This window comes from Tessaracoccus massiliensis, assembly GCF_000826065.2.
Lineage (GTDB): Bacteria > Actinomycetota > Actinomycetes > Propionibacteriales > Propionibacteriaceae > Arachnia > Arachnia massiliensis_A.
In genome coordinates this window covers 208391-233010 of record NZ_LN623543.1, presented here as the reverse complement: position 1 = coordinate 233010, position 24620 = coordinate 208391, and the positions used below count along the sequence as shown (strand labels likewise).

The 24620-nt window shown below is 67.2% G+C and carries 25 protein-coding genes; 4 read left to right on the top strand and 21 right to left on the bottom strand.

What is annotated here, in order from left to right; translation table 11 throughout:
• Nucleotides 1–4: 4 nt before the first annotated feature.
• A complete protein-coding gene (recO, locus tag BN1186_RS11600; RefSeq protein ID WP_052460249.1) occupies nucleotides 5–727 on the bottom strand; it encodes a DNA repair protein RecO in 723 nt (240 codons plus the stop codon).
• Nucleotides 728–758: 31 nt separating this feature from the next.
• On the opposite strand from recO, the gene BN1186_RS11595 reads away from it, so the two are divergent.
• The gene (locus BN1186_RS11595) at nucleotides 759–1523 is read left to right on the top strand and encodes an isoprenyl transferase (RefSeq protein WP_246043305.1); all 765 of its coding nucleotides are present in this window, start codon (nucleotides 759–761) and stop codon (nucleotides 1521–1523) included.
• A gap of 4 nt (nucleotides 1524–1527) precedes the next feature.
• Here the strand turns inward: BN1186_RS11595 and BN1186_RS11590 are convergent, their stop codons facing one another.
• The 11 genes from BN1186_RS11590 to BN1186_RS11540 form a co-directional block, all read right to left on the bottom strand.
• Nucleotides 1528–4077: a DEAD/DEAH box helicase gene (locus tag BN1186_RS11590; RefSeq protein WP_052460248.1), complete on the bottom strand. Its 2550-nt coding sequence runs from the start codon at nucleotides 4075–4077 to the stop codon at nucleotides 1528–1530.
• A 256-nt stretch (nucleotides 4078–4333) separates the two neighbouring features.
• Nucleotides 4334–6070, bottom strand: coding sequence for a 2-isopropylmalate synthase (gene leuA, locus BN1186_RS11585; RefSeq protein ID WP_425471525.1), 1737 nt, complete (start codon nucleotides 6068–6070; stop codon nucleotides 4334–4336).
• A 196-nt stretch (nucleotides 6071–6266) separates the two neighbouring features.
• Nucleotides 6267–7133 carry a carbohydrate ABC transporter permease gene (locus BN1186_RS11580; RefSeq protein ID WP_218975471.1) on the bottom strand — a complete coding sequence of 289 codons (867 nt, stop codon included), beginning with the start codon at nucleotides 7131–7133 and terminating at the stop codon, nucleotides 6267–6269.
• Nucleotides 7134–7136: 3 nt separating this feature from the next.
• Complete coding sequence (locus BN1186_RS11575) at nucleotides 7137–8063, bottom strand: carbohydrate ABC transporter permease (RefSeq protein WP_040284230.1); 927 nt, start codon at nucleotides 8061–8063, stop codon at nucleotides 7137–7139.
• 119 nt (nucleotides 8064–8182) lie between these two features.
• Nucleotides 8183–9463: an ABC transporter substrate-binding protein gene (locus tag BN1186_RS11570; protein WP_052460099.1), complete on the bottom strand. Its 1281-nt coding sequence runs from the start codon at nucleotides 9461–9463 to the stop codon at nucleotides 8183–8185.
• Between the two features lie 173 nt (nucleotides 9464–9636).
• Nucleotides 9637–10563 carry a GTPase Era gene (gene era, locus BN1186_RS11565; protein WP_040284229.1) on the bottom strand — a complete coding sequence of 309 codons (927 nt, stop codon included), beginning with the start codon at nucleotides 10561–10563 and terminating at the stop codon, nucleotides 9637–9639.
• Complete coding sequence (locus BN1186_RS11560; RefSeq protein WP_040284228.1) at nucleotides 10556–11866, bottom strand: hemolysin family protein; 1311 nt, start codon at nucleotides 11864–11866, stop codon at nucleotides 10556–10558. The genes era and BN1186_RS11560 overlap by 8 nt, the downstream gene beginning before the upstream one ends.
• A 48-nt stretch (nucleotides 11867–11914) precedes the next feature.
• The gene (locus BN1186_RS11555) at nucleotides 11915–13156 is read right to left on the bottom strand and encodes an APC family permease (protein WP_040284227.1); all 1242 of its coding nucleotides are present in this window, start codon (nucleotides 13154–13156) and stop codon (nucleotides 11915–11917) included.
• Nucleotides 13153–13605, bottom strand: a complete 453-nt coding sequence (gene ybeY, locus BN1186_RS11550) for an rRNA maturation RNase YbeY (RefSeq protein ID WP_040284226.1) — start codon at nucleotides 13603–13605, stop codon at nucleotides 13153–13155. Before ybeY ends, BN1186_RS11555 begins: the two co-directional genes overlap by 4 nt.
• Complete coding sequence (locus BN1186_RS11545; protein ID WP_040284225.1) at nucleotides 13602–14534, bottom strand: PhoH family protein; 933 nt, start codon at nucleotides 14532–14534, stop codon at nucleotides 13602–13604. The genes ybeY and BN1186_RS11545 overlap by 4 nt, the downstream gene beginning before the upstream one ends.
• Nucleotides 14535–14684: 150 nt before the next feature.
• Nucleotides 14685–15110, bottom strand: coding sequence for a DUF5709 domain-containing protein (locus tag BN1186_RS11540; protein ID WP_040284224.1), 426 nt, complete (start codon nucleotides 15108–15110; stop codon nucleotides 14685–14687).
• Nucleotides 15111–15211: 101 nt separating this feature from the next.
• On the opposite strand from BN1186_RS11540, the gene BN1186_RS11535 reads away from it, so the two are divergent.
• Together BN1186_RS11535 and BN1186_RS11530 are read left to right on the top strand one after the other, a co-directional pair.
• Nucleotides 15212–15904 carry a queuosine precursor transporter gene (locus BN1186_RS11535; RefSeq protein WP_040284223.1) on the top strand — a complete coding sequence of 231 codons (693 nt, stop codon included), beginning with the start codon at nucleotides 15212–15214 and terminating at the stop codon, nucleotides 15902–15904.
• 24 nt (nucleotides 15905–15928) lie between these two features.
• Nucleotides 15929–16111, top strand: a complete 183-nt coding sequence (locus tag BN1186_RS11530; protein WP_139651079.1) for a hypothetical protein — start codon at nucleotides 15929–15931, stop codon at nucleotides 16109–16111.
• On the opposite strand, the gene tgt is transcribed toward BN1186_RS11530, so the two are convergent.
• The 4 genes from tgt to hrcA are packed head-to-tail and all read right to left on the bottom strand — an operon-like array spanning nucleotide 16090 to nucleotide 20226.
• On the bottom strand, nucleotides 16090–17316 hold the full coding sequence (gene tgt, locus BN1186_RS11525) for a tRNA guanosine(34) transglycosylase Tgt (RefSeq protein WP_040284222.1): 1227 nt from the start codon (nucleotides 17314–17316) through the stop codon (nucleotides 16090–16092). The genes BN1186_RS11530 and tgt overlap by 22 nt on opposite strands.
• Entirely contained in the window at nucleotides 17313–18044 is a 732-nt protein-coding gene (locus tag BN1186_RS11520) for a 16S rRNA (uracil(1498)-N(3))-methyltransferase (protein WP_040284221.1), read from the bottom strand. The genes tgt and BN1186_RS11520 overlap by 4 nt, the downstream gene beginning before the upstream one ends.
• Nucleotides 18041–19213, bottom strand: a complete 1173-nt coding sequence (gene dnaJ, locus BN1186_RS11515; RefSeq protein WP_040284220.1) for a molecular chaperone DnaJ — start codon at nucleotides 19211–19213, stop codon at nucleotides 18041–18043. The genes BN1186_RS11520 and dnaJ overlap by 4 nt, the downstream gene beginning before the upstream one ends.
• Nucleotides 19214–19224: 11 nt before the next feature.
• Nucleotides 19225–20226 (bottom strand): heat-inducible transcriptional repressor HrcA, encoded by a 1002-nt coding sequence (hrcA, locus tag BN1186_RS11510; RefSeq protein WP_040284219.1) that lies wholly within the window; start codon nucleotides 20224–20226, stop codon nucleotides 19225–19227.
• A 63-nt stretch (nucleotides 20227–20289) separates the two neighbouring features.
• On the opposite strand from hrcA, the gene BN1186_RS11505 reads away from it, so the two are divergent.
• A complete protein-coding gene (locus tag BN1186_RS11505) occupies nucleotides 20290–21054 on the top strand; it encodes an MBL fold metallo-hydrolase (RefSeq protein ID WP_040284218.1) in 765 nt (254 codons plus the stop codon).
• Between the two features lie 3 nt (nucleotides 21055–21057).
• Here the strand turns inward: BN1186_RS11505 and BN1186_RS11500 are convergent, their stop codons facing one another.
• The 5 genes from BN1186_RS11500 to BN1186_RS11480 are packed head-to-tail and all read right to left on the bottom strand — an operon-like array spanning nucleotide 21058 to nucleotide 24601.
• Nucleotides 21058–21834, bottom strand: a complete 777-nt coding sequence (locus tag BN1186_RS11500) for an inositol monophosphatase family protein (protein WP_040284217.1) — start codon at nucleotides 21832–21834, stop codon at nucleotides 21058–21060.
• Between the two features lie 28 nt (nucleotides 21835–21862).
• Nucleotides 21863–22705: a DUF3097 domain-containing protein gene (locus BN1186_RS11495; RefSeq protein WP_082031362.1), complete on the bottom strand. Its 843-nt coding sequence runs from the start codon at nucleotides 22703–22705 to the stop codon at nucleotides 21863–21865.
• 14 nt (nucleotides 22706–22719) lie between these two features.
• Nucleotides 22720–23529, bottom strand: a complete 810-nt coding sequence (locus BN1186_RS11490) for a hypothetical protein (RefSeq protein ID WP_040284216.1) — start codon at nucleotides 23527–23529, stop codon at nucleotides 22720–22722.
• Nucleotides 23526–24227, bottom strand: coding sequence for an ABC transporter ATP-binding protein (locus BN1186_RS11485; protein ID WP_040284215.1), 702 nt, complete (start codon nucleotides 24225–24227; stop codon nucleotides 23526–23528). Before BN1186_RS11485 ends, BN1186_RS11490 begins: the two co-directional genes overlap by 4 nt.
• Nucleotides 24224–24601 (bottom strand): GntR family transcriptional regulator, encoded by a 378-nt coding sequence (locus BN1186_RS11480; RefSeq protein WP_040284214.1) that lies wholly within the window; start codon nucleotides 24599–24601, stop codon nucleotides 24224–24226. Before BN1186_RS11480 ends, BN1186_RS11485 begins: the two co-directional genes overlap by 4 nt.
• Between the last annotated feature and the right edge of the window lie 19 nt (nucleotides 24602–24620).

Below are 24620 nucleotides of genomic sequence, written 5' to 3'. Positions count from 1 at the left end.
GAGCCTATCTCTCGAAGTACGGCAGAGACCGCAGCGCCCGGTCCAGGTGCCAGGTGGCGTAGGCCACCACCATGCCGTCTACCCTGCGCGCCGTCGCGCCGTCCGTGGCGGTGGCCACGGCCCAGTCGCCTGCCAGCAGCGCGCCCAGGTGCGCGGCGTCGTCGGAGTCCAGTGGGGCGGAGCCCGAGGTGCGGCACGCGGTGCACACTGCGCCGCCACCCTGGGGGGAGAACCAACGCACCTCGGCGTTGTCGCAGCCGGCGCACCGCGTCGTCGCGACGGCGTAGCCGGCCACGGCCAGCGCCCGCAGCAGGTACGAGTCCACCACCAAGGGATAGGGCCGCGCCGGATCCTCCAGTGCACGGAGCGCCCCGGCCAGCAGCCTGTACTGCTGGAGGGAGGGGCTGCCCTCCTCCGCGACCAGCCGGTCCGCGGTCTCGACGAGGACCTCGGCTGCGGTGAACCGCGAGTAGTCGCCTGCGAGACGGCTGACGTGCAGCGCCTCCACCTGCGTGACCACCTCCAGCGAGCCCCGACCCTCGGCGAACTGGATGTCCACCTGGCAGTACGGCTCCAACCGGCCCCCGAAGCGGCTCGACGTCTTGCGGATACCCTTGGCCACCGCGCGCACCTTGCCGTAGCGGCGCGTCAGGAACGTGATGATGCGGTCCGCCTCACCGAGCTGGTGGGACCGCAACACCACTGCTTCGTCACGGTAGGTGGGCACGCCTTCGATCATAGGCCGGTACGCTCATCGGGTGACCGAGCCTCGCCGTCGACCCACCCCGCACCCCAGCGGCGCCACACCGCCCGCCCTCCCGAAGGGGTCCCTGCCCCGGCACGTAGCCATCGTGATGGACGGCAACGGGCGCTGGGCAAAACAACGCGGACTCAAACGCACCGAGGGCCACGCCATGGGCGAGGCGTCCCTGCTCGACGTGGTGCACGGCGCCGTCGAGATGGGCATCCCCTACCTGTCGGCCTACGCCTTCTCCACGGAGAACTGGAAACGCTCGCCGGATGAGGTGCGCTACCTGATGGGTTTCAACCGCGACGTCATCCACCGTCGCCGTGACGAACTCAACGACCTCGGCGTGCGGATCCGCTGGGCCGGCCGCCGCCCCCGGCTGTGGGGCTCGGTGATCAGGGAGCTCGAGGTCGCAGAGGAGATGAGCCGGGACAACACCACGCTCACGTTGCAGTTCTGCGTCAACTACGGCGGCCGCGCGGAGATCGTCGACGCCGCACGCGAGATCGCCAGGTTGGCGCGCGACGGCAAGCTGGACCCTGACCGTCTGACCGAGGACCGGTTCCAGAAGTTCCTCGACGAACCCGAGATCCCGGACGTCGATCTCTTCCTGCGCTCCTCCGGCGAGCAGCGCATCTCGAACTTCCTGCTGTGGCAGTCCGCGTACGCGGAGTTCATCTTCCTCGACAGGCTGTGGCCGGATTTTGACCGACGCGACCTGTGGGCCGCCGTCGAGCAGTACGCCAACAGGGAGCGTCGCTTCGGCAGCGCCTGAGCCGTCAGCCGAGCCGGGCAAACTCCGTGGTGCGGACCACCGCGGAGCCCGCGGCGTCGCTGGCCGGTAGGTCCACCTCGGCGCGGATGCGCCAGTCGTGGTTGCCGTCAGGATCGTGGATGACCTGGGTCACCTTCCACACGGCGCCGCCCTTCTCCAGGCGGAACAGGTCCGGGCCGCGTGCGTCGCCGTCGAGCAGCACGTCGTCGTAGTCGTCCCAGTAGGCTGCCAGCGCGTCATCCCAGGCGTCGGCGTCCATCAGGACGTCCATCGGGGGTTCGGTCAGCTGGGCTGCGGCAGCGTCCAGGTCACCCAGCGCCTGCCACCGGTCTGCCGCGATGAGTTCCACGCGCCGGAACATGGCGGTGCGGATCATGGCGGTGAAGGCCCGCTCGTTGCCGGTGACGGGACGTGGGGGCGGCGGTGGGGCGCCCAGCGCGGCACGTTCGGCCGCCTTCGCCACCTTGTCGGGATCAGTCAGGGACTCCCACTCGTCCAGCAGCGACGAGTCCGTCTGGCGCACCGTCTCCCCCAGCCATTCGACGATGTCGTCGAACTGCTCGGTGCGGTACTCGTCCGGCACAGTGTGGCGCAGGATGCGGTAGGCGTCTGTGAGATACCGCAGCACGGTGCCCTCGCTGCGCTGCAGCTTGTACAACGAGATGAGCTGGGTGAAGTTCATCGCGCGTTCCCACATGTCGCGCACCACGGACTTCGGCGACAGGCCCGTCGGATCCACCCAGGGATGGGCCTGCGCATAGATCTCGAATGCGTGCTCCAGCAACTCGGCCAGCGGCTTGGGCCACGTCACGTCCTCGAGTAGCTCCATGCGCTGGTCGTACTCGATGCCGTCGGCTTTCATCTGCGCGATGGCCTCGCCGCGAGCCTGGTGCTGCTGCCCCAACAGCACCTGGAAGGGATCCTCCAGCACCGCCTCCATCACGGAGATGACGTCCAGGTGGTAGGTGGGTGAATCCGGATCGAGGAGGTCCAGTGAGGCCACCGCGAAGGGGGCCAGCGGTTGGTTGAGCGCGAAGTTCTCGCTGACGCCCTCCCCCAGCACGCACCAGCTGCCGGTGTCGTCCGGCTCAGGTAGTTTGACCAGCACCCCGGAAGTGAACAGCGCCTTGGTGAGGGCGAGCGCCCGGCGGCGCAGCGCCTTCTTGCGGTCCTTCGTCTCGTGGCTGGATTCGATCAGCCGCACCATGGCCTCGTAGCCGTTGCCGGGGCGTTGGGCGAGGTTGAGGATGGTGCCGTGGGTGATCTGGAGCCGCGAGATGAGGTTCTCCGGCTCGGCCACGATGATCTTGTCGTAGGTCTCCTCGTTCCAGCCGACGAAGCCTTCCGGTGGCTTGCGACGCACGACCTTGCGTCGCTTCTTCTCGTCATCGCCCGCCTTCGCCAGGGCCCGCTCGTTCTCGATCACGTGCTCCGGGGCCTGCACCACCACGAAGCCGACGGTGTCGTATCCCGCGCGCCCGGCACGGCCGGCGATCTGGTGGAATTCCCGGGACCGGAGGCGGCGCACCCGGTTGCCGTCGTACTTGCTCAATCCGGTGAACAGGACCGTTCGGATGGGCACGTTGATGCCCACGCCCAGGGTGTCGGTGCCGCAGATCACCTTCAGCAGGCCCGTCTGGGCCAACTGCTCAACGAGGCGGCGGTACTTCGGCAGCATGCCCGCGTGGTGCACGCCGATGCCGCGGCGCACGAGCCCGGAGAGGATCCTCCCGAAGCCCGGCCCGAAGCGGAAGGCACCGATCTCCTCCTGGAGGCGTTCCGCGTCGTGCTTGGTGATGAAGTTGAGGCTGAGCAGTCCCTGGGCCCGCTCCAATGCGTCGGCCTGCGTGAAGTGCACGATGTAGACAGGGGCCTTCTGCTCCTGCACCAGGTCTGTGACCTTCTCCTGCAACGGGGTCAGGGACCACTCGAAGATCAGCGGAACAGGCCGCTCCGCATCATCGATCAGGCTGGTGGAGCGCCCGGTGCGTTCGCTGAGATCGGACATGAGGCGATCGACCTCGCCGAGGGTGGCGCTCATCAGCAGGAACTGCGCCTGCGGGAGCTCCAACAGGGGAACCTGCCAGGCCCAGCCGCGATCCGGCTCCGAGTAGAAGTGGAACTCGTCGGCGATCACCATCCCCACGTCCGCGGCCCGACCCTCACGCAGCGCGATGTTGGCCAGCACCTCGGCGGTGCAGCAGATGATGGGGGCATCGGCGTTGACTGAGGCGTCCCCGGTCACCATGCCGACGTTCTCCGCCCCGAAGACCTGACACAACGCGAAGAACTTCTCGCTGACCAGCGCCTTGATGGGTGCGGTGTAGAAACTCACGCGGTCCGTATTCAGCGCGGCGAAGTGGGCGGCGAGCGCCACCATGGATTTCCCGGATCCGGTGGGTGTGGCCAGGATCAGGTTGTTACCGGAGAACAGCTCGATCGCGGATTCCTCCTGATGGGGATACAACGCGATCGACTGGTCCTCGGCCCATGAGAGGAAGTGGGCGTAGAGGGAATCGGCGTCACCGGGGACGGGATCGGTGAGCTTGGGCATGACGCCCACCATAGCGGTGGTGGACCACCCGGCCATGCCACCCGGACACGTCCTGTCCTCCCTGCCGCAGGCGGATAAGACCTTGGGGGCCAGACCGACGCCGCATAACGAGGCTTCATCGCACCCCCGGATGGGAGGTGACGGCTCGCGCGAGCGACGCCCCGTGATGTCCATCCTGTAACACCCCATGAATAAGGGGCCGGTTTCCATTGGAAACCGGCCCCTCATCTCATGCCTTCTCAGGCAGGCCTACTGTTCAGCTGTCCCGGTGACGGTTCAGCGCGCTGAGGATCGCCTTCATCGAGGCGCTGGTGATGCTCGGGTCGATGCCGACGCCCCACAGGACCTCCACGGCGTCCCCTTCACCGATCTCGCACTCCACGTAGGCCGCGGCCTGAGCGTCCCCGCCGGAGTCCAGCGCGTGCTCCGCGTAGTCGAGCACTCGAACCGTGGCCCCGGCCTGGGTGAGGCCGTCGACGAACGCCGAGACCGGGCCGTTGCCTTCGCCCTGGATCTCCACACCGCGGCGGTGCGGGCCGTTGACGGTGGCGTTGACGACGAAGCTGCCGTTGCTGGATGTGGTGCCGGCGCTGGTGAGTTCCCATGGGCCCTCGCCCAGGTACTCGTCGACGAACACCTCGTAGATCTCCTGCGGCGTGATCTCGCTGCCGGTGGTCTCCGTGCGCTCCTGGACCGCGCGGCTGAACTCGATCTGCAGCCGGCGGGGCAGGTCCATCTTGAACTCGGACTTCATCAGGTAGGCCATGCCGCCCTTGCCGGACTGCGAGTTGACACGGATGACCGCCTCGTAGGTGCGGCCCACGTCGTGTGGGTCGATCGGCAGGTACGGAGCTTCCCAGGGCATGTCGGTGACCGACTTGCCGGCCTCGTCGGCGATGCGCTCGAGGTGCTCCAGGCCCTTCTTGATGGCGTCCTGGTGGGAGCCGGAGAAGGCGGTGTAGACCAGGTCACCTGAGTACGGGTGCCTGGGATGCACGGGCAGGCCGGTGCAGTACTCGACGGTGCGTCGCACGTGGTCGATGTCATGGAAATCCAACTGCGGGTCGACGCCCTGGGTGTACAGGTTGAGGGCCAGCGTCACCAGGTCGACGTTGCCGGTGCGCTCCCCGTGGCCGAACAGGCAGCCCTCGACCCGGTCCGCGCCCGCCATCTGACCCAGCTCGGCGGCCGCGACTGCGGTGCCGCGGTCGTTGTGAGGGTGCAGGGATACCGCGACGTGCTCGCGGTGCTTGACGTTGCGGATGAAGTACTCGATCTGGTCCGCATAGGTGTTGGGCGTGGAGCGCTCGACGGTGGCAGGCAGGTTGAAGATGATCTCGCGGCGCTCGCCGGGCTGCCACACCTCGGAGACCGCGTTGCAGACCTCCACGGCGAAATCCGTGGGCGTCTGCGTGAAGATCTCCGGCGAGTACTGGTAGCCGAACTCCACGTCGCGCAGGTGCCGGTCCGCGTACTTCATCACCATCTCGGTGCCGCGGCGCGCCATCTGCACGCACTCCTCCTCGGAGATGCGGAAGACCACGTCGCGGAACAGTTGGGCGGTGGCGTTGTACATGTGGATGGTGGCGCGGTGCGCGCCGATGAGGGATTCGGCCGTGCGGCTGATCAGGTCCTCCCTGGCCTGGGTCAGCACCGAGATGGTCACGTCCTCCGGGACGCGGTCCTCCTCGATCAGTTGCCGCACGAAGTCGAAATCCGTCTGGGAGGCGGACGGGAAGCCGATCTCGATCTCCTTGTAGCCGATCTCCACCAGGAGTTCGAACATCCGCATCTTGCGGGAGGGGGTCATCGGGTCGATGAGCGCCTGGTTGCCGTCGCGCAGATCCGTGGAGAGCCAGCGGGGCGCCTTCTCGATGCGTTGCGCGGGCCACGTGCGGTCCGGTACGTCGACGGGCACGAACGGGGTGTAGCGGTGCACCGGCATGCCGGTGGGCTGCTGGACAGGCTTCGGCTGGGGGCGGTGATTGATCATGGTCATGGAATGTCTCCTGGGCTGGGTGGGGTTCGCCAGACACGTGGAAGCACCGCAGCGAGGAGTTCCGGCTCAGAGATTCTGGGCCTCGCTGCGGCAGCCAAGGAGCAGGTTGTGCAGTGCCACGTGCGTCACGATACACCGAGCGCCGTGCCCGCGGAAGACATGTCCGCGGGCACGGCGCCGTGAGGTTCTACTACTTGACCGAGCCGGCCGTCAGGCCGCCGATGAGGCGCTTCTCGATGATGGAGAAGAGGATGATCACCGGGACGATGGCCACGAGTGCCACCGTGAACAGGTACTGCCAGTCCTGGATGTAGAGGCCCAGGAAGCGCGGCATCGACACCGTCAGGGGCTGCAGGTCGTTCTGCTGGACGAGGATGAGTGCCGCCGCGAACTCGTTCCACGAGTTCACGAAGACGAACACGATGGCCGTCACGATGCCGGGCCACACCAGGGGCAGCGAGATGCGGAACATCGTCTGCAGGCGGCCCAGGCCGTCGATGAGTGCCGCCTCGTCGACCTCCTTGGGCACCGAGGCGAAGAAGGCCTGCATGATCCAGATGGCGAACGACAGGTTGAACGCGCCGTTGATGAGGATCAGCGCGCCCCACACCGCGTAGCCGTGCCAGCCCTTGAACTCCTGGAACAGGCCGACGGCCAGCACGGTGGGCTGCAGCATCTGGGTGCACAGCACCAGCAGCAGGAAGATCATGCGGCCCGGGAACCGGAAGCGCGCGATGTAGTAGGCGGCCGGCGTGGCGACCACGAGGACGAGCAGGGTGGCGCCCACGGCGATGACGGTGGTGGCCAGCAGCGACGAGGCAGGGTTGACGGCCGAGGACCACACGTCGATGTAGTTCTGCCAGCGCGGCTCGGACGGGAAGCACGACGGCGGAATGGCCGTGACCTCGAGGCGGGTCTTCAGGGACGTGATGAACATCAGCACATACGGGAACCCGAAGAACAACACGATCACGATCGAGCCGATGATGATCCCGAGGAGGTTGGGCTGCTTGTTGATGCCGCCGCGGATCTTGTGTTCAGACTTGACCTTCGCCATGGCTCAGGCCACCTCCTTCGTGGGCTTCACGATGATCAGGTAGATCGCGATGATGACGAGACAGAACAGGAAGTTGAGCACCGACAGCGCCGAAGACACGCCGGGACCCAGAGCGCTCTGATACTCGTACATCAACGTGGTGGTGATGTGGCCGTTGTGGTAGCCGGGGGTCTCCTGCAGAATGCGCAGAATCGGCAGGGAGTTGAACACGTTGATGATGTTGATCAGGGCGGCCACCGCGATGGCGGGGCGCAGGAGCGGCAGCACGATGTGCCAGTACCGCTGCGGAGCCGAGGCGCCGTCGACGTGCGCCGCTTCGAGCACGTCGGAGGGGACGGCCTGCAGGCCGGCGAGGATCGTGTAGGTGGTGAAGGGCAGCGAGACGTAGATGGCCACGAACACCGCGACCCAGAACGCCGAGGTGGGGTCCTTCGTCCAGGCGCGCGCGCTCTCGAGGATGCCGGTATCCACGAGCAGCCGGTTGAACAGGCCGACGTTCTGCTGCAGGCCGTAGCGGAAGACCGTGGCGGTCATGACCACAGAACAGGCCCAGGGGAGGATGATGAACAGACGCAACAGCTTGCGGCCACGGAAGGGCTTGTTGAGGAACTGGGCCAACAGGAGGCTGAGCAGCACCGTGACGATGACCACGACGATGACCCACAGCACCGTGTTGGCCATGATGCGTGTGATCGGCACACCGGGGAACGTCAGGGCGCCGGCTTTGCCGATGTAGTTGTCGAGACCCACCGGATCAGGGCTGCGGAGGATGCCCTTGTTGTTGTACTTGAAGAAGGAGGTGTAGATCATCAGGCCGGCCGGGTAGAGCACGACCCCGACGATCAGGATCAGGGTCGGCAGCAGCCACGGGAGCGCTCGAAGCGTTTCCCATCCGCCGGAGATCTTCCGCTTCTTTGTCTTCTCCACCATCTGTGGGGTGGCTGTCAACGACACCGTCGTCGTCCCTTCTTCTCTTGGGTTTGGGGTTACCGCGTGGGTACGGGGTGGCACGGTCTGCCCGTGCCACCCCGTCTCGTCACGAAAGTCGATCAGCTCTGGGCTGCGACCTGTGCTTCAATCTGCTCCAGGAGAGCGGCAGGCTCTTCGGTGCCGATCTTGTAGGCGTTCTGCTGCAGAGCGGTCTGCAGCGTGTCCCACGCCGGGTTGGCGACGGGCTGGAACTTCACGACGGACAGGGCGTCGAGGAACGCGGCCTCGTTGCCCTCGGCCTCTCCCTTGGCCTTCTCGATGATGGACTTGGTCACCGGGAGCAGCTCAGTGCCCTTGTACCAGGGCTCGTACAGCTCGTCGGAGTAGAGGTAGTCCAGGTACGCGCCGGTGGCCTGCTTGCGGGCCGCGTCGTCGTTGTTGAACGCAACGATGAAGTCGGTCACACCGATGGCGACGCCTTCGCCGTCCTTCGACGGGACCGGGGCGAGCTCCACGTTGACGCCCTGGGCCTCAGCGTCGCTCACAACCTGGCCGTGGCCGATGGCCATGGCGAGCTTGCCGGCGGCGAAGAGGTCGGTGGTGTCCTGACGGTTGTCCTCGAGGTTGGGCTGCGTGTAGCCGGCGTCGTACATCTTCTTCATCTGCGTGAAGCCTTCGACGGCCACATCGGAGTTGGCGACGAGGTTCTCGCCCTCATCCCAGTTACCGCCGGCACCCCACACCCAGAGGGAGGACTCGACCTGGGCCTCTTCCGCACCCAGCGGCATGCCGTAGGCATAGATGTCGTCGCCGAGGGCGGTGATCTTCTCAGCCGCGGCCTCGAGCTCCTCCCAGCTCTTCGGCGGCTCGGCGATGCCGGCCTGCTCGAAGAGGTCCGTGTTGTAGACCAGCATGCGGGCCGAGGCGATGTCCGGAGCGGCCCACTGCGTGCCGTCGGGGCCCTTACCGTTGGCCATCAGGGTCTCGTCGATGTTGGCGAGGGTCTCATCGCTCAGCAGTTCATCGATGGGGTACAGCAGATCCGCATCCGCGGACGACGCGAAGGCGTTGTCGTTGAGGATGTCCGGGTAGTCGTTGGCCTGGATGCGCGACTGCACGGTCTGCGAGAAGTTCTCCCAGCCGTCGATCTGCAGCTCGACTGTGACCTTGGGGTATTCCTCGTTGAACGCGGCGGTGACGCGGTCCCAGTCAGCCTGCGAGCTGTCCGAGTACGACGGGGCGAGGATCTTGATCGTGGTCTCGAGATCAGCGGGTGCCACCTCGGCGGCACCGTTGTCGCCGTTGTCGGTTCCGCTGTCCGTGCCGTCGCCGCCGCAGGCGGTCAGGGCGAAGGCGCCGACGATGGCGGCCACGCCGAGCTTGTAAACACGCTTCTTCACGTGTGTTCCTTTCCTTAAATGTCAAGGTCAACCGGGCGGTTGTTGCGACTCATACTAGGAACAACCGGCTGGCTGACGACCTAAGGACACCACGTCGTGACCAAATAGTTACCGTTAACACAGGAATGCGCAGCACCGCTGCGCGTTTTCCCCGCGCGGGTCTGCTCGGCGGATCAGAAGCCGAGCCGGTTGAGGTATTTGGCGTCGCGCTGCCACTCCTTGAGCACCTTCACGTGCAACGTCAGATGCACCCGGGTGCCGAGCAGGCGGTTGATCTGCTCGCGCGCCGTGGTACCGATCTCCTTGAGTCTCGAGCCGCGGTGACCGATGATGATCCCCTTCTGCGAATCGCGCTCCACGACGATCGTGGCGAAGACATCGGTGAGTGGCTTGTCCTCCGGGCGGTCCTCGCGGGGCATGATCTCGTCGATCATCACCGCGATCGAGTGGGGCAGTTCGTCGCGCACACCCTCCAGCGCGGCCTCGCGGATCAACTCGGCGATGAGGGTCTCGGTGGGCTCGTCGGTGATCTCGCCGTCCGGGTAGTACTGGGGGCCTTCGGGCAGCAGCGAGATCAGGGTCTCGCGCACGAGGTCGATCTGGTCCCCGGCCGTTGCGGAGCAGGGAATGACCTCCGCCCACTGGATGTCGAGTTCCTCCGCCACGGCGGCGACGTCGACCAGGTGGGACAGGACGCGTTCCTTGCTCACCAGGTCGGTCTTGGTGGCGAGCGCGACGAGGGTGGGGCGCCTCTTCAGCTTGGCGATCTCGTTGATGATGAACTTGTCCCCGGGGCCGATGCGCTGGTCGCAGGGCAGGCACACGCCCACCACGTCCACCTCGCTCCACGTCTCGTAGACCAGATCGTTGAGGCGCTTGCCGAGCAGCGTGCGGGGCTTGTGCAGTCCGGGGGTGTCGATCAGCACCAGTTGCCCGTTGTCCTGGGTGACGATGCCGCGCACCGCGTGCCGGGTGGTCTGCGGCTTGCTGGAGGCGATCGCGATCTTCTGCCCGACCAGCGCGTTGGTCAGGGTGGACTTGCCTGCGTTGGGCCGCCCGACGAAGCAGGCGAAGCCGGAACGGTGGGTTGGCTCAGTCATCGGGGTTCTCCTGCGGCTCGTCGTGGGTCAGTTCCTCGGGGCTGAGCCGACGCACGAGGATGGTGCCGATCTGGTGTCGCCTGCCGACGGCGCGGTCGGCGACGAGTTCAAGGTCACCCACGACGGCGCGTGAGCCGGGGATGGGGACCAGGTTGAGCTGCTTGGCCATCAGGCCGCCGACGGTTTCGACCTCGTCGTCGTCGAGGTGGAGCCCGAACAGCGCGCCCAGTTCGTCGAGCGGGAGCCGTGAAGAGATGCGGTAGTGCCCCTCCCCCAACTCGGTGACAGCCGGGGTGTCGTGGTCGTACTCGTCGACGATCTCGCCCACGATCTCCTCGAGGATGTCCTCGATGGTGGCCAGACCGGCGGTGCCGCCGAACTCGTCGATGACCATCACCAGGTGCGAGTGGCTCAGCTGCATCTCCCGCAGCAGTTCGCTAACGGGCTTGGAGTCCGGGCAGAAGGCGGCGGGGCGCATGATGTCGCCCACCGTCTCGAGCCGCTCGGCGTCCGGGAAGTCGTGGATGCGTTTGGCGACGTCCTTGAGGTAGGCGACGCCGAGCACGTCGTCGAGGTCCTCCCCGATCACGGGGATGCGTGAGAAGCCGGAGCGCAACGCCAATGAAAGGAGCTGACGCAGCGTCTTGTCCCGGGTCACGAACACCACGTCGGTGCGCGGCACCATGACCTCCTTGACGATGGTGTCGCCCAGTTCGAAGACCGAGTGGATCATCTTGGATTCGCCGGCCTCGATGAGGTCCTGGGCCTCGGCGAAGTCCACCATGTCGCGCAGCTCCGCCTCCGTGGCGAAGGGCCCGTCCGCATAGCCCCTGCCGGGGGTGAGGGCGTTGCCGAGGTAGATCATGAGTTGGGCGATGGGGCCCAGCACCGTCGTGAGGCCGGTCAGTAGCGGGCCGAAGAAGCGCAGGGTGGCCTCCGGCTTCTGGCGGCCGATGGTGCGCGGCGCGACGCCCCACAGGATGAAGGACACCGCCAGCATGACGCCGATGGTGACAAGCGCCCGCTGCCAGTCCGCCTGGAACTGGGTGAACATCACGATGGTGGCCACCACGATGGAGCTGATCTCCAGCGCCATCCTGGCGAACATCACCGCGTTGATGGTGGGGGCCGGGTCCTGGGTGATCAGGACGATGCGATCACCGCCGCGCACGTCGTCGTCGACGAGCTTTTCGGCGCGGGACTTGGTGATGACGCTCAGCGCGGTCTCAACCGCGGCCAGCAGGGAAGCGCCAATGGCGCACAACAGGGCTACGCCCAGTTCAATCCATTCGGACTGGGACACGGGATCCGATCAACTCGCTCGAGCTAGACGACTTGTGACTGCAGGAGTCTAACGCAGCGACGCCGGCCGGACGAGACGCCATGCCCCACCCACCGCGAGCACGGCGACGCCGGCCACGATCGACTGCCAGGGCAGCGTGATCACCAAGGTGAGGCACAGGAGGGCCCCGAACACCTGCCAGGCGCGGTGGTGGCGGCGGTGCGCCTCGTCCTGCGTGTAGGCGGCCACGTTGGCGACGAAGTAGTACAGCAGCACGCCGAACGACGAGAACCCGATGGCCCCTCGTAGGTCGACCACGAGCAGCAGGAGCGTCAACAGGATGCCGAGCAGCACTTCGATGCGGTGTGGCACCTTCGTCCTGGGGTGGGTGTGATCGAAGAAGCGGGGCAGGTCTCCCTCGCGGGCCATGGCCAGGAACGTGCGCCCGATGCCGGACAGCAGCCCGAGCAGGGCACCGGCGATGGCCGCCGCAGCGCCGCCCACCAGGACTGCTGCCGCCACCGGGGATCCTTCAACCAGCAGCGCCAGCGGCGCGGGAGTCGAGGCCAGCAGTGCCGGGCCGAGCAGCGTCAGCAGGCTGACCCCGACGAGTGCGTAGAGGGCCAACACGATGATCAACGCCGTGACGATGGCGCGGCCGATGGTGCGCTCCGGGTCGCGCACCTCCTCCCCCATCGTCGCGATCCGGGCGTAGCCGGCAAACGCGAAGAAGAGCAGGCCTGCAGCCTGGAGGACGCCGTACGGTCCGTCGGTGATGTCCGCCCAGCCGAAGGTGGCTGTCGATCCGTGCCCGGACCAGCCGACGGCGAGGGCCACGGCGATGCCGATCAGCGCCAGTGACGCGAGCACCTTGGCCACCTGGGCCGTCCGGGTCACGCCGAGCAGGTTGATGCCCACCAGCACCCAGACCGCCGCGATGGCGACGGGTATGTGCCAGCCGTCCGGCGCGACGTAGGCGGCGAAGGCCAGAGCCATTGCCGCGACGGAGGCGGTCTTCCCGATGACGAAGCTCCAGCCGGCGAGGTAGCCGGGCCACGGCCCGAGCCGTTCCCGACCGTAGACATAGGTGCCGCCGGCGGAGGGATACTGGGCGGCGAGCTGGGCTGAGGACGTGGCGTTGGCCCAGGCCACCAGCGCGGCGATGACCAGTGCGACCAGCAGCAGGTCGCCCGCAGCCTGCGCTGCCGGCTGCCACACGACGAAGACCCCGGCCCCCACCATGGAGGCCACGCCGATGGCGATGGCGTCCCACAGGCTCAGGCTACGGCTCAGCTCAGACCTGGCGCTCACTTCCGCGCGAGGTCCCAGGCGGCGATGATCCGGTCGTTGAGGCCGAACATGACGGCCTTCTCCTCCGGTTCCGCGTGGTCGTGACCGAGCAGGTGCAGCAGGCCGTGGATGAGCAGGTACTCGGCTTCGGCGGCCGGTTCGCGGCCGTTGTCCGCCGCCTGACGCTCGGTGACCTGGGGACACAACACGATGTCGCCGAGCAACCCGATGGGGGGCTCCTCGTCCTCGTCCGGGGCGCGCAACTCGTCCATGGGGAAGCTCATCACGTCGGTGGGGCCAGGAAGATCCATGAAACGCTCGTGGTACTCGGCCATCGTCTCCTCATCCACCAGGACGATGGACAGATCGGCCTGCGGGTGGATCCGCAGCTTGTCGAGTGCGAAACGGGCCAGCTCGATGAGGCCCAGCTCGTCGGCCGCCATCCCTGATTCGTTGTTGAGGTCGATCACTGCGCGCGCTTCCGTTCGGGGGCCAGGCTTTCGAACTGATCGTAGGCCGCCACGATCCGCCCCACCAGTTTGTGGCGCACCACGTCGCGGTTGGTGAGGGTGCAGAACTCGATGTCCTCCACACCGTCGAGCACCTGCTGCACGCCCCGCAGCCCGCTGCGCGTCCCGCCGGGCAGGTCGACCTGCGTGACGTCGCCGGTGACCACCATCTTGGAGTTGAAACCAAGGCGGGTCAGGAACATCTTCATCTGCTCCATGGAGGTGTTCTGCGCCTCGTCGAGGATGATGAAGGCATCGTTGAGCGTGCGGCCGCGCATATACGCCAGTGGCGCGACCTCAACGGTGCCGGATGTGAGCAGCTTCGGCACCGAATCCGCGTCGACCATGTCGTGCAACGCATCGTAGAGCGGCCTCAGATAGGGGTCGATCTTGTCGTTGAGCGTGCCGGGCAGGAAGCCCAGACGCTCGCCGGCCTCGATGGCAGGGCGCGTCAGGATGATGCGGCTGACCTCCTTGGCCTGTAGCGCCTGCACCGCCTTGGCCATGGCCAGATAGGTCTTACCGGTGCCGGCCGGGCCGATGCCGAACACGATGGTGTGGCGGTCGATCGAGTCCACGTAGCGCTTCTGGTTGAGCGTCTTGGGCCGCACGGTCTTGCCCCGGTTGGAGATGATGTTCTGCGTGAGCACCTCGGCCGCCGAGGCGGTGGGGTCTTCCGCCATCTGGAGGACGCGTTCGACGGTCTCGGCGGTGAGCCCCTGGCCGGTGCGCAGAATGGTGACCATCTCGGTGATCACGTCCGCCGCGTGTGCCACCTCGGCCGCCGTGCCGGACAGCGTGACCTGGCCGCCGCGCACATGCAGTTCGGCGTCGAGTTGGTCCTCGAGGATACGGAGAAATTCGTCGCGCGGGCCGAGCAGGTTGACCATGTCGATCGACGGTGGCACCGCCACGCTGCGTACGGCACGCTGTTGGTCGAGAGAGTTGGCGTTCAGGGTCTTTCCTCGTTCGGTGAGCGCTGACGACGCCCTATGCGCCGTGGCCACCCAGTCTATGCCCTGCCGCGGACAGAGCCGGTTCTAGTCGAGGGCGTCATCTTCCCCATCGTCGGAGATGATGTGCATCGCCGCCTCTTCCGCGCTGGCCGCGCCGCCGCTGTAGCCGACGTCGACGCCCAGGGTGTCGCTGTGGCCCAGGCCTTGGACCGCCATGAGGCGTCCTGCGCGCTCGCGCCCCACCTCGCGTGGCTCGTCGTTGGGGTTCCAGTCTTCGTTCTCGGCCGCAACCCTGTCCGGTTCCTCCTGCTTGACGCGCATCTCGAGGGTCTCTCCCTGGCGCATCTCCTCGGCTGTGTTGCCGTAGCCCATGGCCGGGGACCAGTTGTCCGGCGCGATGTAGCCCTCGTCCAGGACGTCGTCGACCCCGCGGTAGATCAACGAGTCGTCCGGCTGAAGCTGGTCCAGTTGCACTGATTCTTCGGGAACCGTCTCGGTGATGTCGTCCATGACCTGAGTTTGCCACCAGGAAAGCCGGTTCGGGGCCAAACTCGCGGGACGGCTGTTGTGTCTATGATGCACGGGTGACATCAAGCGTCCAGGAAGCCGGTATGAGCACGAACTTCGCGAGTCGCCCGCGCGGCGTCTACGACATCGTCGTGGCGCTGTTCTGCGCGCTGCTGCTGATCTCCAACGTCTCGGCGGTCAAGCTCATCCAGTTCGGCCCCGACGTGGAGGTCTTCGGCTTCCCGATCCTGCCGATCATCACCGACGGCGGGGCGTTCCTGTTCCCATTGACCTACATCCTGGGCGACGTGCTGGCGGAGGTCTACGGTATGAAGGGGGCCAAGCGTGCCATCTTCATCGGCTTCGCCGTCTCGGTCCTGGCTTCCATCACGTTCCTGATAGTGGGCGCGGCTCCCCCGGCTGCGGATTGGGGCAACCAGGCCGCGTTCGAAGCGATCCTGGGCTTCGTGCCGCGCATCGTCGCCGCCTCCGTGCTGGGCTACCTCGCCGGGCAGCTGCTCAACGCCTGGGTGCTGGTCAAGCTCAAGCAGCGCACGAAGGAAGGCAGCCTCTGGGCCCGCCTCCTGGGCTCCACCGTGGTGGGCGAGGCCGCCGACACCATCATCTTCTGCGTGGTCGCCTTCGCCGGTATCATCACCGGCGGCACCCTGCTCAACTACATCCTGGTGGGCTACATCTACAAGGTGCTGATCGAGATCATTTTCCTGCCGGTGACCTACCAGGTGATCACGTTCGTCAAGCGCCGCGAACCCTCCTACGAGACGCCCGCTCGCTGAGCCGCCCGCGCGCCAACTGGCAACGTGCACCGCACTGCAGTGGTCAGGAACCGGATCGGCAACTGGCGCGACCTCGCCTACTCGATCTCCTACAACTTCCTCTACACCCTTCACCCGGACACCACTGCCACCGATGGTGCCCTGCTCAATGGCGCTCCGGCACAGTCGAGCCGGACCTCGGTGTGTCAGCCTGCCCGGGTGCCGTAGAAGCGGCCGATGAACTCGTCGCGGAACTCGTAGAACGTGCCGTCCTTCAACGACTGGCGGATGTTGTCGACCAGGCGCACGGTGAAGCGCTCGTTGTGGATGGTCGCAAGGGTGGAGCTCAGCATCTCCTTGGCCTTGAACAGGTGGTGCAGGTAGGCACGCGTGTAATGGGTGCACGTGTAGCAGTCGCAGCCCTCTTCGAGGGGGATGAAGCTGCGCTTGTGACGCGCCGTGTTCACGTTGTAGCGGCCGTCGGCGGTGTAGATGGCCGCATTGCGGGCCACCCGTGAGGGGTTGACGCAGTCGAACGTGTCGGCCCCCATCTCGACGGCGGCAAACAGGTCGTCCGGCTCCGAGATGCCCAGCAGGTGCCTCGGCTTGTTCTCGGGCAGTTCCTCCACCATCCAGCCGATGATGGTGCCCAGATTCTCCTTCTCCAGTGCGCCGCCCAGGCCGAAGCCGTCGAAGCTGCGGCCGTCGACCACAAGCTCTGCCAGGCCACGGGCGGCCTGGCGCCGCAGGTCCTCGTACTGGGCGCCCTGGATCACGCCGAAGAGGGCCTGGTACGGCTTGTCCGCACGCTCGCGGGTGAGGCGTTCGTGCTCCGCGAGGCAGCGCACCGCCCACGCGTGGGTCCGCTCCACCGAGGACTCCTGGTAGGCCCGGGTGTTCATCAACGTGGTGAGTTCGTCGAAGGCGAACATGATGTCGGCCCCCAGCTCATGCTGGATGCCCATCGAGACCTCCGGGGTGAACCGGTGGAGGGTGCCGTCGAGGTGGCTCTTGAAGGTGACGCCATCGTCATCGACGTGTGCGCGGCGGGTCTTCCCGTCGGCGATCACGTCGTCGTTCGCCATGCCCTTGGTGTCCATGGCCAGCACCTTCTTGAAGCCGGCGCCCAGGCTCATCACCTGGAAGCCACCGGAGTCGGTGAAGGTGGGGCCCGGCCAGCTCATGAACCGACCCAGTCCGCCCGCCTCGTCGACGATGCTGGAGCCGGGCTGCAGGTACAGGTGGTAGGCATTGGCGAGTACGGCCTGCGCCCCGAGGTCCGAGACCGCCTCGGGCAGCACGGCCTTGACCGTCGCCTTGGTGCCCACCACGATGAACGCCGGCGTCTCGATGTCGCCGTGCGGGGTATGGATGACGCCGGCGCGGCCGGGTGCCCCCTCAAGGCGGTGGGTGACGTCGAAGGAGAAGCTCATCGGCGGGCCAGCACTTCCAGCTGACCCAGCGCGACAGCCCCGGCCGTCGAGGTGCGCAGCACGCCGTCGCTGATCAGCACCGGCTGGGCGCCTGCATCGACAAACGCGTCGAGCTCCTCAGGGGAGATGCCGCCTTCGGGGCCGACGATCACGAGGCCCTCCCCCTCCGGTGGGAGTTCCACCTGCGCGATGTGACGCTCCGCGTCCTCGTGGAGCACGAGGGCGACGGCGGCACCCCGGATGGCCTCGATCACCTGGGCCGTTGACGCCGCCTCGAGCACAGGCACGAAGAATCGCCGCGACTGTTTCGAGGCCTCGCGGGCGGTGGCCCGCCACTTCTCGAGCGCCTTGGCGCCCCGCTCGCCCTGCCAGCGCACGACGGAACGGGCAGCCTGCCAGGCGATGATGCGCCGGGTGCCCAGTTCGGTGGCCATCTGGACGGCCAGGTCGCTGCGGTCCCCCTTCGCCAACGCTTGCACCACCCCCCAGCGCAGCGCTGCCACCTCGGAGGACAGGACCTCGCCCACCTCCACCATCAGCTCCCGCTTGGTCGCCTCGACGACGGTGCCGCGCACGCCCAGCCCCTCGCCGTTGGAGAGGAGCACGGACTCCCCCACCGAGATGCGCTTGACGCTCGTCGCGTGGTGGGCCTCGGCACCCGTCACCACCACCCGCTGCCCGGGGGCGATGCCCTCGTCGAACTCGGCGAGGAACAGGTGGTCGGTCACGAGAACCACTCGCTCAGCTTGCCGAACATCCCGCCCTTGCCCGGTTTGGCGGCGACCGCCTCGATCCGGGTCTCGTCGCGGGCGTCGGCGAGCTGGCGGAGCAGTTCGCGCTGCTGGTCGTCGAGCTTCGTGGGGGTCTGCACGAGCAGGGTCACGCCCAGCTCACCGCGGCCGCCGCCACGCAGCCGGGGCACCCCTCGCCCCTTCAGCCCGATGCGGGTGCCCGACTGGGTGCCGGCCGGCACCTCGACCGAGACGGACCGGTCCTCCACGTCGGACTTCTCCCACTCGGCCTCGAGCGTGGTGAGGTCGATGGTCGTGCCAAGAGCAGCGGCCGTCATCGGCAGCTTGACCACCATCTCGAGGTTGTCGCCGTCGCGGCGGAACGATTCGTGCTCGTTGACGGAGAGTTCCACGTAGAGGTCGCCGGCGGGGCCGCCGCCCGGGCCCACCTCGCCCTGGCTCTCCAGGTGGATGCGGATGCCGGTTGAGACGCCTGCCGGGATCTTGACCTGCAGCGTGCGGGTGGTGCGGACCCGACCCTCGCCGGAGCATTCGCTGCAGGGGCGCGGGATGATGGTGCCGTAGCCGCGGCAGGTGGGGCACGCCTGCGAGGTACGGATGTCACCCAGGAAGGAGCGCTGGATCTGGGTGATCTCGCCGTTGCCGCTACAGGTGGAACAGGTCACGGGCTCCGAGCCGGGCTCGCCGCCCTTGCCGGTGCACTTGGGGCACACCACAGCCGTGGCCACCTTGACGGGTTTGGTGGCGCCGAAGACCGCTTCGTGCAGGTCCAGGGAGAGGCGCACCAGGGCGTCCTGCCCCTGCCGGACGCGGGAACGTGGGCCGCGGCCCCCTGCCTGGCCGAACATCGCGTCCACAAGGTTGGTGAAGTCGAAGCCGCCCGCGAACCCGCCCCCGAAGCCGGAGAAGCCTGCGCCGCCAGCGCCGGACATGGGGTCCCCGCCGCGGTCGAAGATGGCCCGCTTGTTGGGGTCACTCAGCACCTCGTAGGCCTCGCTGAGTTCCTTGAACTTCTCAGCAGCCTCCGCATCGTCGGGGGCCACATCTGGGTGCACCTTCATGGCGCGGCGACGGTAGGCCTTCTTGATGCTCTCAGGAGTGGCATCGCGATCGACGCCCAGGATGGTGTAGTAGTCCTTGCTCATATCTTCTGCGTTCAGCCTTCGATCAGGAATCTGCTCACATAACGCGCCACGGCACGCACCGCGGCGATGGTGGACGGGTAGTCCATGCGGGTGGGCCCGACGACGCCGAGGCTCGACCCGAAATCGGCACCGTACCCGGAAGCGACCAGCGAAGTCGACTGGAAGCCCTGGGCGGTGTTCTCCTGCCCGATCCGGATGGTGACGTCGTCGCCGGCGGCCTCGCCCAGGAGGCGCATCAGCACGACCTGCTCCTCCAGCGCCTCCAGCAGGGGGCGCATGTTGGTCTCGAACGCCGTGCCTGCCAGGTTCGGTACGCCCGCCACCACCACCTGGGACGCCGGCTCCGCCGCGATGGTCTCCAACACAGCGGCGACGACCGGCGCACTGACGGCGCGATCCTCCGGCGAGATGCCGTCCAGCAGCGTCACGAGCGCCCCCGCGGCGGCCGCCGGAGCCTTGCCGATGGTGGCCGACGCCAGCTTCAGCCGTAGGGCATGCAGGTGCGCCTCGTCCGCCGTCGGGGCCTCAATGACCGTCTGGTCCACCCGCCCCGAGGACAGCACGACGATGACCATCATGCGCTCAGGGGTGAGCGAGACCAGTTCGAGGTGGCGGATCTGGTCGTGCTGCGCCACCGGGTACTGCACGATGGCGACCTGCCGGGTCAGTTGCGCCAGCAGGCGGACGGTGCGCATCACCAGGTCGTCGACATCCGCGGTGCCGTTCATGAAGCTGGTGATGGCGTTGCGCTCAGCGCTGGAGAGCGGCTTGATGCGGGCGAGCTTGTCCACGAACAGCCGGTAGCCCTTGTCGGTGGGAATGCGGCCAGCGCTGGTGTGGGGCTGCGTGATGTAGCCCTCCTCCTCCAACGCCGCCATGTCGTTGCGGACGGTGGCCGCAGAGACGTCCAGCTTGTGCCGCTCCACGAGTGCTTTGGAGCCGACGGGCTCGCGGCTGGCCACGTAATCGGTCACGATGGCCTTGAGGACATCGAGCTTACGGTCGTCGAGCATGTCACCTCCCGGTTGGCACTCTGGTTGGGCGAGTGCCAGTGTACCGCGCCCTAGGATGGAGTCATGACACTCGAGTGGGCACCTGTTAGCGAACGCGTCTTCGTCACCACCGTTGAACCCCACCGGGTCAACGTCGGCTTGGTGGTGGGCCGCGACGGCGCCATGTTGATCGACACGGGCAACACCCCGGAGCAGGGCGCCGAACTGATCGCGTCGGCCACGCAGAAGGCGGGGGTGCCGGTCACGCAGGTGCTGCTCACGCACGATCACCACGACCACGTGGGCGGGCTCGCGGGCATGGGTGAGGTCACCTCGATCGCGCACGAGAACCTCACCTCGGTGCAGCCCACGCGCACGTTCTCGATGGCCTTCGCCGTCGACCTCGGCGGGCTCAGGGTGGAGGCCCTGCACTTCGGGGAGGCGCACACCGACAGCGACCTGCTGATCTACCTGCCCGGGGAGAACGTGGTCTTCGCCGGCGACCTGCTGGAGGAGGGCGCAGACCCCCAGATCGACGATCGGGGCTCGCTCAGCAACTGGCCCACGGTGCTCGACGGCATCCTGGGCGCCAGTACCAACGAGACGAAGTTCGTGCCCGGCCACGGCGCCGTCGTGGACCGCGACTTCGCGTTCATCCAGCGCGCCGAGATCGCCATGCTCTACGGGCAGACCGAGATGCTGATCCAGCAGGGCACCAAGCTGGAGGACGCGGCGACGGCCACCGAATGGCCGTTCACGCCCGAGACCCTGGCCGTGGCGCTACCGAAGGCCTACGCGGAACTCGGCGCCAAGGGCATCGTGCCGAAGAGGCATCTGCCCCTCATCTGAGACTCAGTCGATGGGCCAGTACTGCTGCGCAGCCATCCAGCTCATGGTGTCGCCTGCCACCAGCAGGCCACCCTTCGAGCGCGACAGCAGGCTGTAGTTGAGCCCGTCCAAGGTGCGGCTGATGCCACCGTTCTCCGTGACCATCAACGAGCCGGCGAGGTGATCCCAGGGGTGCAGGCTCGTGTAGTACATGAAGTCGAGCTTGCCGTGCAGCACGTCCGGGTAGTCGAAGCAGCAGGCGAAGTTGCTGCGCACCACCGGGCTGAGCCTCCCGTCGGCGTCATAGCCGCGGAGCCGGCGCTTCGACGAGGCACCCTGGGGCGCCCTGTCGTGCCGCTTCCGCTCGATGGGCGCACCGTTGAGCCTCACCCCCGCGCCCCGTTCGGCGACGTAGGCGCGCCCGGTCTGGGGTTGCCAGATCCAGCCGCGGGTGGTGACGCCGCCTCGTGTCTCGGCCAGGATCACGCCATGCTCGTCGCGTCCGTTGACGAAGTTGCGGGTGCCGTCGATGGGGTCGATGATGAACGCGTGGTCCTCGTTGGCGAGCCCTCGCAGCAGCATGGGATCAGCGAAGATCGACTCCTCTCCCACCACCACCGCGGAGGGGAAAGCGGCCTTCAACAGTTCAGTGAGTCGCACCTCGGACTCGTGGTCGGCGATGGTGACGAGATCTCCCGGCAGCTTCTCGTTGATGTCGGCATCGGCCAGTTGTCGGAAGCGGGGCGTGATGATCTCCGCCGCGGTCTGCTGAAGGAGGCCCAGGATGCCGTCGGTGTCCATGCGTCCAACCATAGTGCCCGCGGCCCCGTCAGGCGTCGAGGTGGTCCTGCGTGACGAAGTCGATGAGGGTCTCCACCTTGGTGTTGAGCTGGGGCACCAGATCCCGCCAGCTCTCGACGCGGGCGAGGATCGCCTGCCAGCCACGGGCGATGTCGGCCTGGTCCCCGTGCGGGAGCCCGAGGGCCTTGAGCGTGCCCTTCTTGAAGTCGATGTCACGTGGCACCGACGGCCACGCCTTGCGGCCGATGCGCTCCGGAAGCACGGCCTGCCAGATGTCGATGAACTCGTGCCCCTCGATCAGGACCGTATCGCGGTAGCCGGCGCGGTAGACGTCCTGCGCGATCCGTGACTCCTTCGAGCCGGGTACCAGGTGGTCGACGAGCACGCCGAGACGTCTGCCCGGCTCGGGCGCGAAGTCCGCGACGATGCGCGGGAGATCGTCGATGCCGCCCAGATACTCGACGACGACGCCGACGTGGCGCAGGTCGTCGCCCCAGACCTTCTCGATGAGCTCGGCGTCATGCCGGCCCTCGACGTAGATGCGGCTGGGGAGCGCCACCTTCGCCTTGGCCGGTTCGTCACCCACGCGGGAGCCGGAGGCCGTGTACCGGGGCTTGACCGGCCCACCGCGCAGCGGGGCGCGGAGGGCGACGGGTTCGCCCTCCAGCAGGAAGCCAGGGCCGAACGGCGCGGAGCGTCGTTTGCCGTGCCGGTCCTCCAGCACCACCAGTCCGTTCTCCCAGCCGACGACCGCGCCGCAGAAGTCGTCGAACTCGACCACCTGGTCGAGTTCGACGGCCACGTCACGGGTCTTCTTGATGTGGGCCTTCTGCCAGCCCGGGGCCAAGACGTCGCGCGAGTATCTGTCCACGGAGGGCGACGCTATCAGCGCAGCTCCGCCTTGCGGTCGAACGACACCGCCGCCCAGACGATGGCCACCAGCGACACCAGGGCGATCCCGAGGAACACGCCGACGGGGACGATGTTCTGATCGTCCATGGTGAAGATGTTGAGCCACTGGGCCTGGAGGCGCAGGGCCCCGTCGACGAACGCGACCTGGAGCGGGATCAGGGCCCCGAGGAGGCCGGCTGCCTGGCTGGCGAAGTAGAACAGGAACCACACCAGGATGGGCCCACCCAACCCCAGTTTGTTACTCCACGCCTCGCTGCCCCTCGTGGCGGCGAAGAAGTACGACGCCAACCACTGCAGCGGAAGCAGGAACAGCAGCGCCACCACCATCGCTACGACCCATCCGGGCGTCTCGACGATGATCGCCCACGTGTCGGCGAGGCTCCTGTTCAGGTCCCCCACCGTGCCGCCGCCGGCCACGGTGAACCCGATGGCGGCCACGTACATCAGGGCGAGGCCCACCACAACGGAGAGCAGGCTCAGCACGTAGGCATAGGCCAGCTTGACCCAGAAGATCGTGGTGCCCTTCACGGGCAGCGCTCGGGTGAGGTAGCCGGTTCGTGAATAGGACGAGCGGTAGAACTCGATGCCGAGCCAGATCGGCACGATGCCCGGGACGGCACCGGCGCCGATGGCGCCGAGGACGGCGAAGAGACCGTTCAGGGGCGCTGGCAGCACCGCGGCCAGCAGCGCCGAGGAGCCGGCCACGACTACACCGGCCAGGACGATGAGGGCGAACCAGCGCAGGGTGCGCCGGCTCTCGTGCTTGAAGAGGGTGGCGATCATGAGCGGTAGACCTCCCGGAAGAGCTGGTCGATGGACAGGTTGCGTTCGGCCCGCAGGTCGTCAACGTCCCCGGTGAGCAGGATCTGGCCGTGCCGCATGAGCGCCACGGAGTCGAGTACGGGCTCCAGATCATGGATGAGATGCGTGGAGATGACCACCAGGGCCCCCTCGGGCAGGTCGCGCACGATGGCTTCGAGGAGCACGTCGCGGGCGGCGGGATCCACGCCGGAGATGGGTTCGTCCAGCAGGAACACCTTCGCGTCGCGCGACATGGCCAGCGCGATCTGGACCTTCTCCCGCATGCCCTTCGACAGGGTGTTGAGCTTGCGCGCGCTGTCGAGTTGGAAGAACTCGAGGAGATTGCGGCACTTGGCCTCGAAGAAGTCGTCGAAGAAGTCGCGGTAGATGCCGATGCAGGCCTCGATGGTGTCGCCGTCGGCCAGGAAGCTGGCGTCGGGGAGGAAGCTGAGCATCGCCTTGGTCTCGGGGCCGATCGGCCGGCCGTGGACGAGGACCTCGCCGTCGTACTGGGTCAATGCCCCCGCCAGGACCTTCAACAGCGTCGTCTTGCCGCAGCCGTTCTCGCCGAGGAGCCCGACTATCTGGCCTCCGCCCAGCGTCAGCGAGAGGTCGTTGATGGCTGGGAACGCCCCGTAGTTCTTGGTCAGGTGGGCGATCTGGATCGCCGGTGCAGTCATGATGTGGTTCCTTCCGAGGTGGCCGACCAGCGTCGGCCCAGTAGGTCCCGCGCCGCGCTGAGGCTCATGCCGAGCCCCTGCGCGCGCCGCGAAAAGTCGTCTGCCGCCTCGGTCGCGAGCCCGAGGCGTGCTTCGTCGATGGCGGCCGCGTCGTCGGTGACGAAGCGGCCGGTGGTCCTCTCGGACCGGGTGAGGCCCTGCCGCTCGAGTTCGGCGAGGGCGCGTTGGACGGTGTTGGGGTTGACCTTCAGCTCGCCCGCCAGGTCGCGGACCCCCGCGATGCGGGATCCTGCCGGCCACTGGCCGACCACGATGCGGCGGGTGAACTCGTCGACCAGCTGCAGCCAGATCGGGCTGCTGGCGTTGAACTCCATGCCACCTCCTGATGTCTTA

Bases quoted from the DNA above. Each gene is read 5' to 3' on its own strand.
- BN1186_RS11490 (WP_040284216.1), bottom strand. From the start codon at position 23,529: ATGATCGCCACCCTCTTCAAGCACGAGAGCCGGCGCACCCTGCGCTGG.
- dnaJ (WP_040284220.1), bottom strand. From the start codon at position 19,213: ATGAGCAAGGACTACTACACCATCCTGGGCGTCGATCGCGATGCCACT.
- BN1186_RS11590 (WP_052460248.1), bottom strand. From the start codon at position 4,077: ATGCCCAAGCTCACCGATCCCGTCCCCGGTGACGCCGATTCCCTCTAC.
- BN1186_RS11545 (WP_040284225.1), bottom strand. From the start codon at position 14,534: ATGGTCAACCTGCTCGGCCCGCGCGACGAATTTCTCCGTATCCTCGAG.
- BN1186_RS11580 (WP_218975471.1), bottom strand. From the start codon at position 7,133: ATGGCGAAGGTCAAGTCTGAACACAAGATCCGCGGCGGCATCAACAAG.
- BN1186_RS11535 (WP_040284223.1), top strand. From the start codon at position 15,212: ATGAGCACGAACTTCGCGAGTCGCCCGCGCGGCGTCTACGACATCGTC.
- hrcA (WP_040284219.1), bottom strand. From the start codon at position 20,226: ATGCTCGACGACCGTAAGCTCGATGTCCTCAAGGCCATCGTGACCGAT.
- tgt (WP_040284222.1), bottom strand. From the start codon at position 17,316: ATGAGCTTCTCCTTCGACGTCACCCACCGCCTTGAGGGGGCACCCGGC.
- BN1186_RS11485 (WP_040284215.1), bottom strand. From the start codon at position 24,227: ATGACTGCACCGGCGATCCAGATCGCCCACCTGACCAAGAACTACGGG.
- BN1186_RS11480 (WP_040284214.1), bottom strand. From the start codon at position 24,601: ATGGAGTTCAACGCCAGCAGCCCGATCTGGCTGCAGCTGGTCGACGAG.
- era (WP_040284229.1), bottom strand. From the start codon at position 10,563: ATGACTGAGCCAACCCACCGTTCCGGCTTCGCCTGCTTCGTCGGGCGG.
- BN1186_RS11505 (WP_040284218.1), top strand. From the start codon at position 20,290: ATGACACTCGAGTGGGCACCTGTTAGCGAACGCGTCTTCGTCACCACC.
- leuA (WP_425471525.1), bottom strand. From the start codon at position 6,070: ATGATCAATCACCGCCCCCAGCCGAAGCCTGTCCAGCAGCCCACCGGC.
- BN1186_RS11540 (WP_040284224.1), bottom strand. From the start codon at position 15,110: ATGGACGACATCACCGAGACGGTTCCCGAAGAATCAGTGCAACTGGAC.
- BN1186_RS11500 (WP_040284217.1), bottom strand. From the start codon at position 21,834: ATGGACACCGACGGCATCCTGGGCCTCCTTCAGCAGACCGCGGCGGAG.
- BN1186_RS11575 (WP_040284230.1), bottom strand. From the start codon at position 8,063: ATGGTGGAGAAGACAAAGAAGCGGAAGATCTCCGGCGGATGGGAAACG.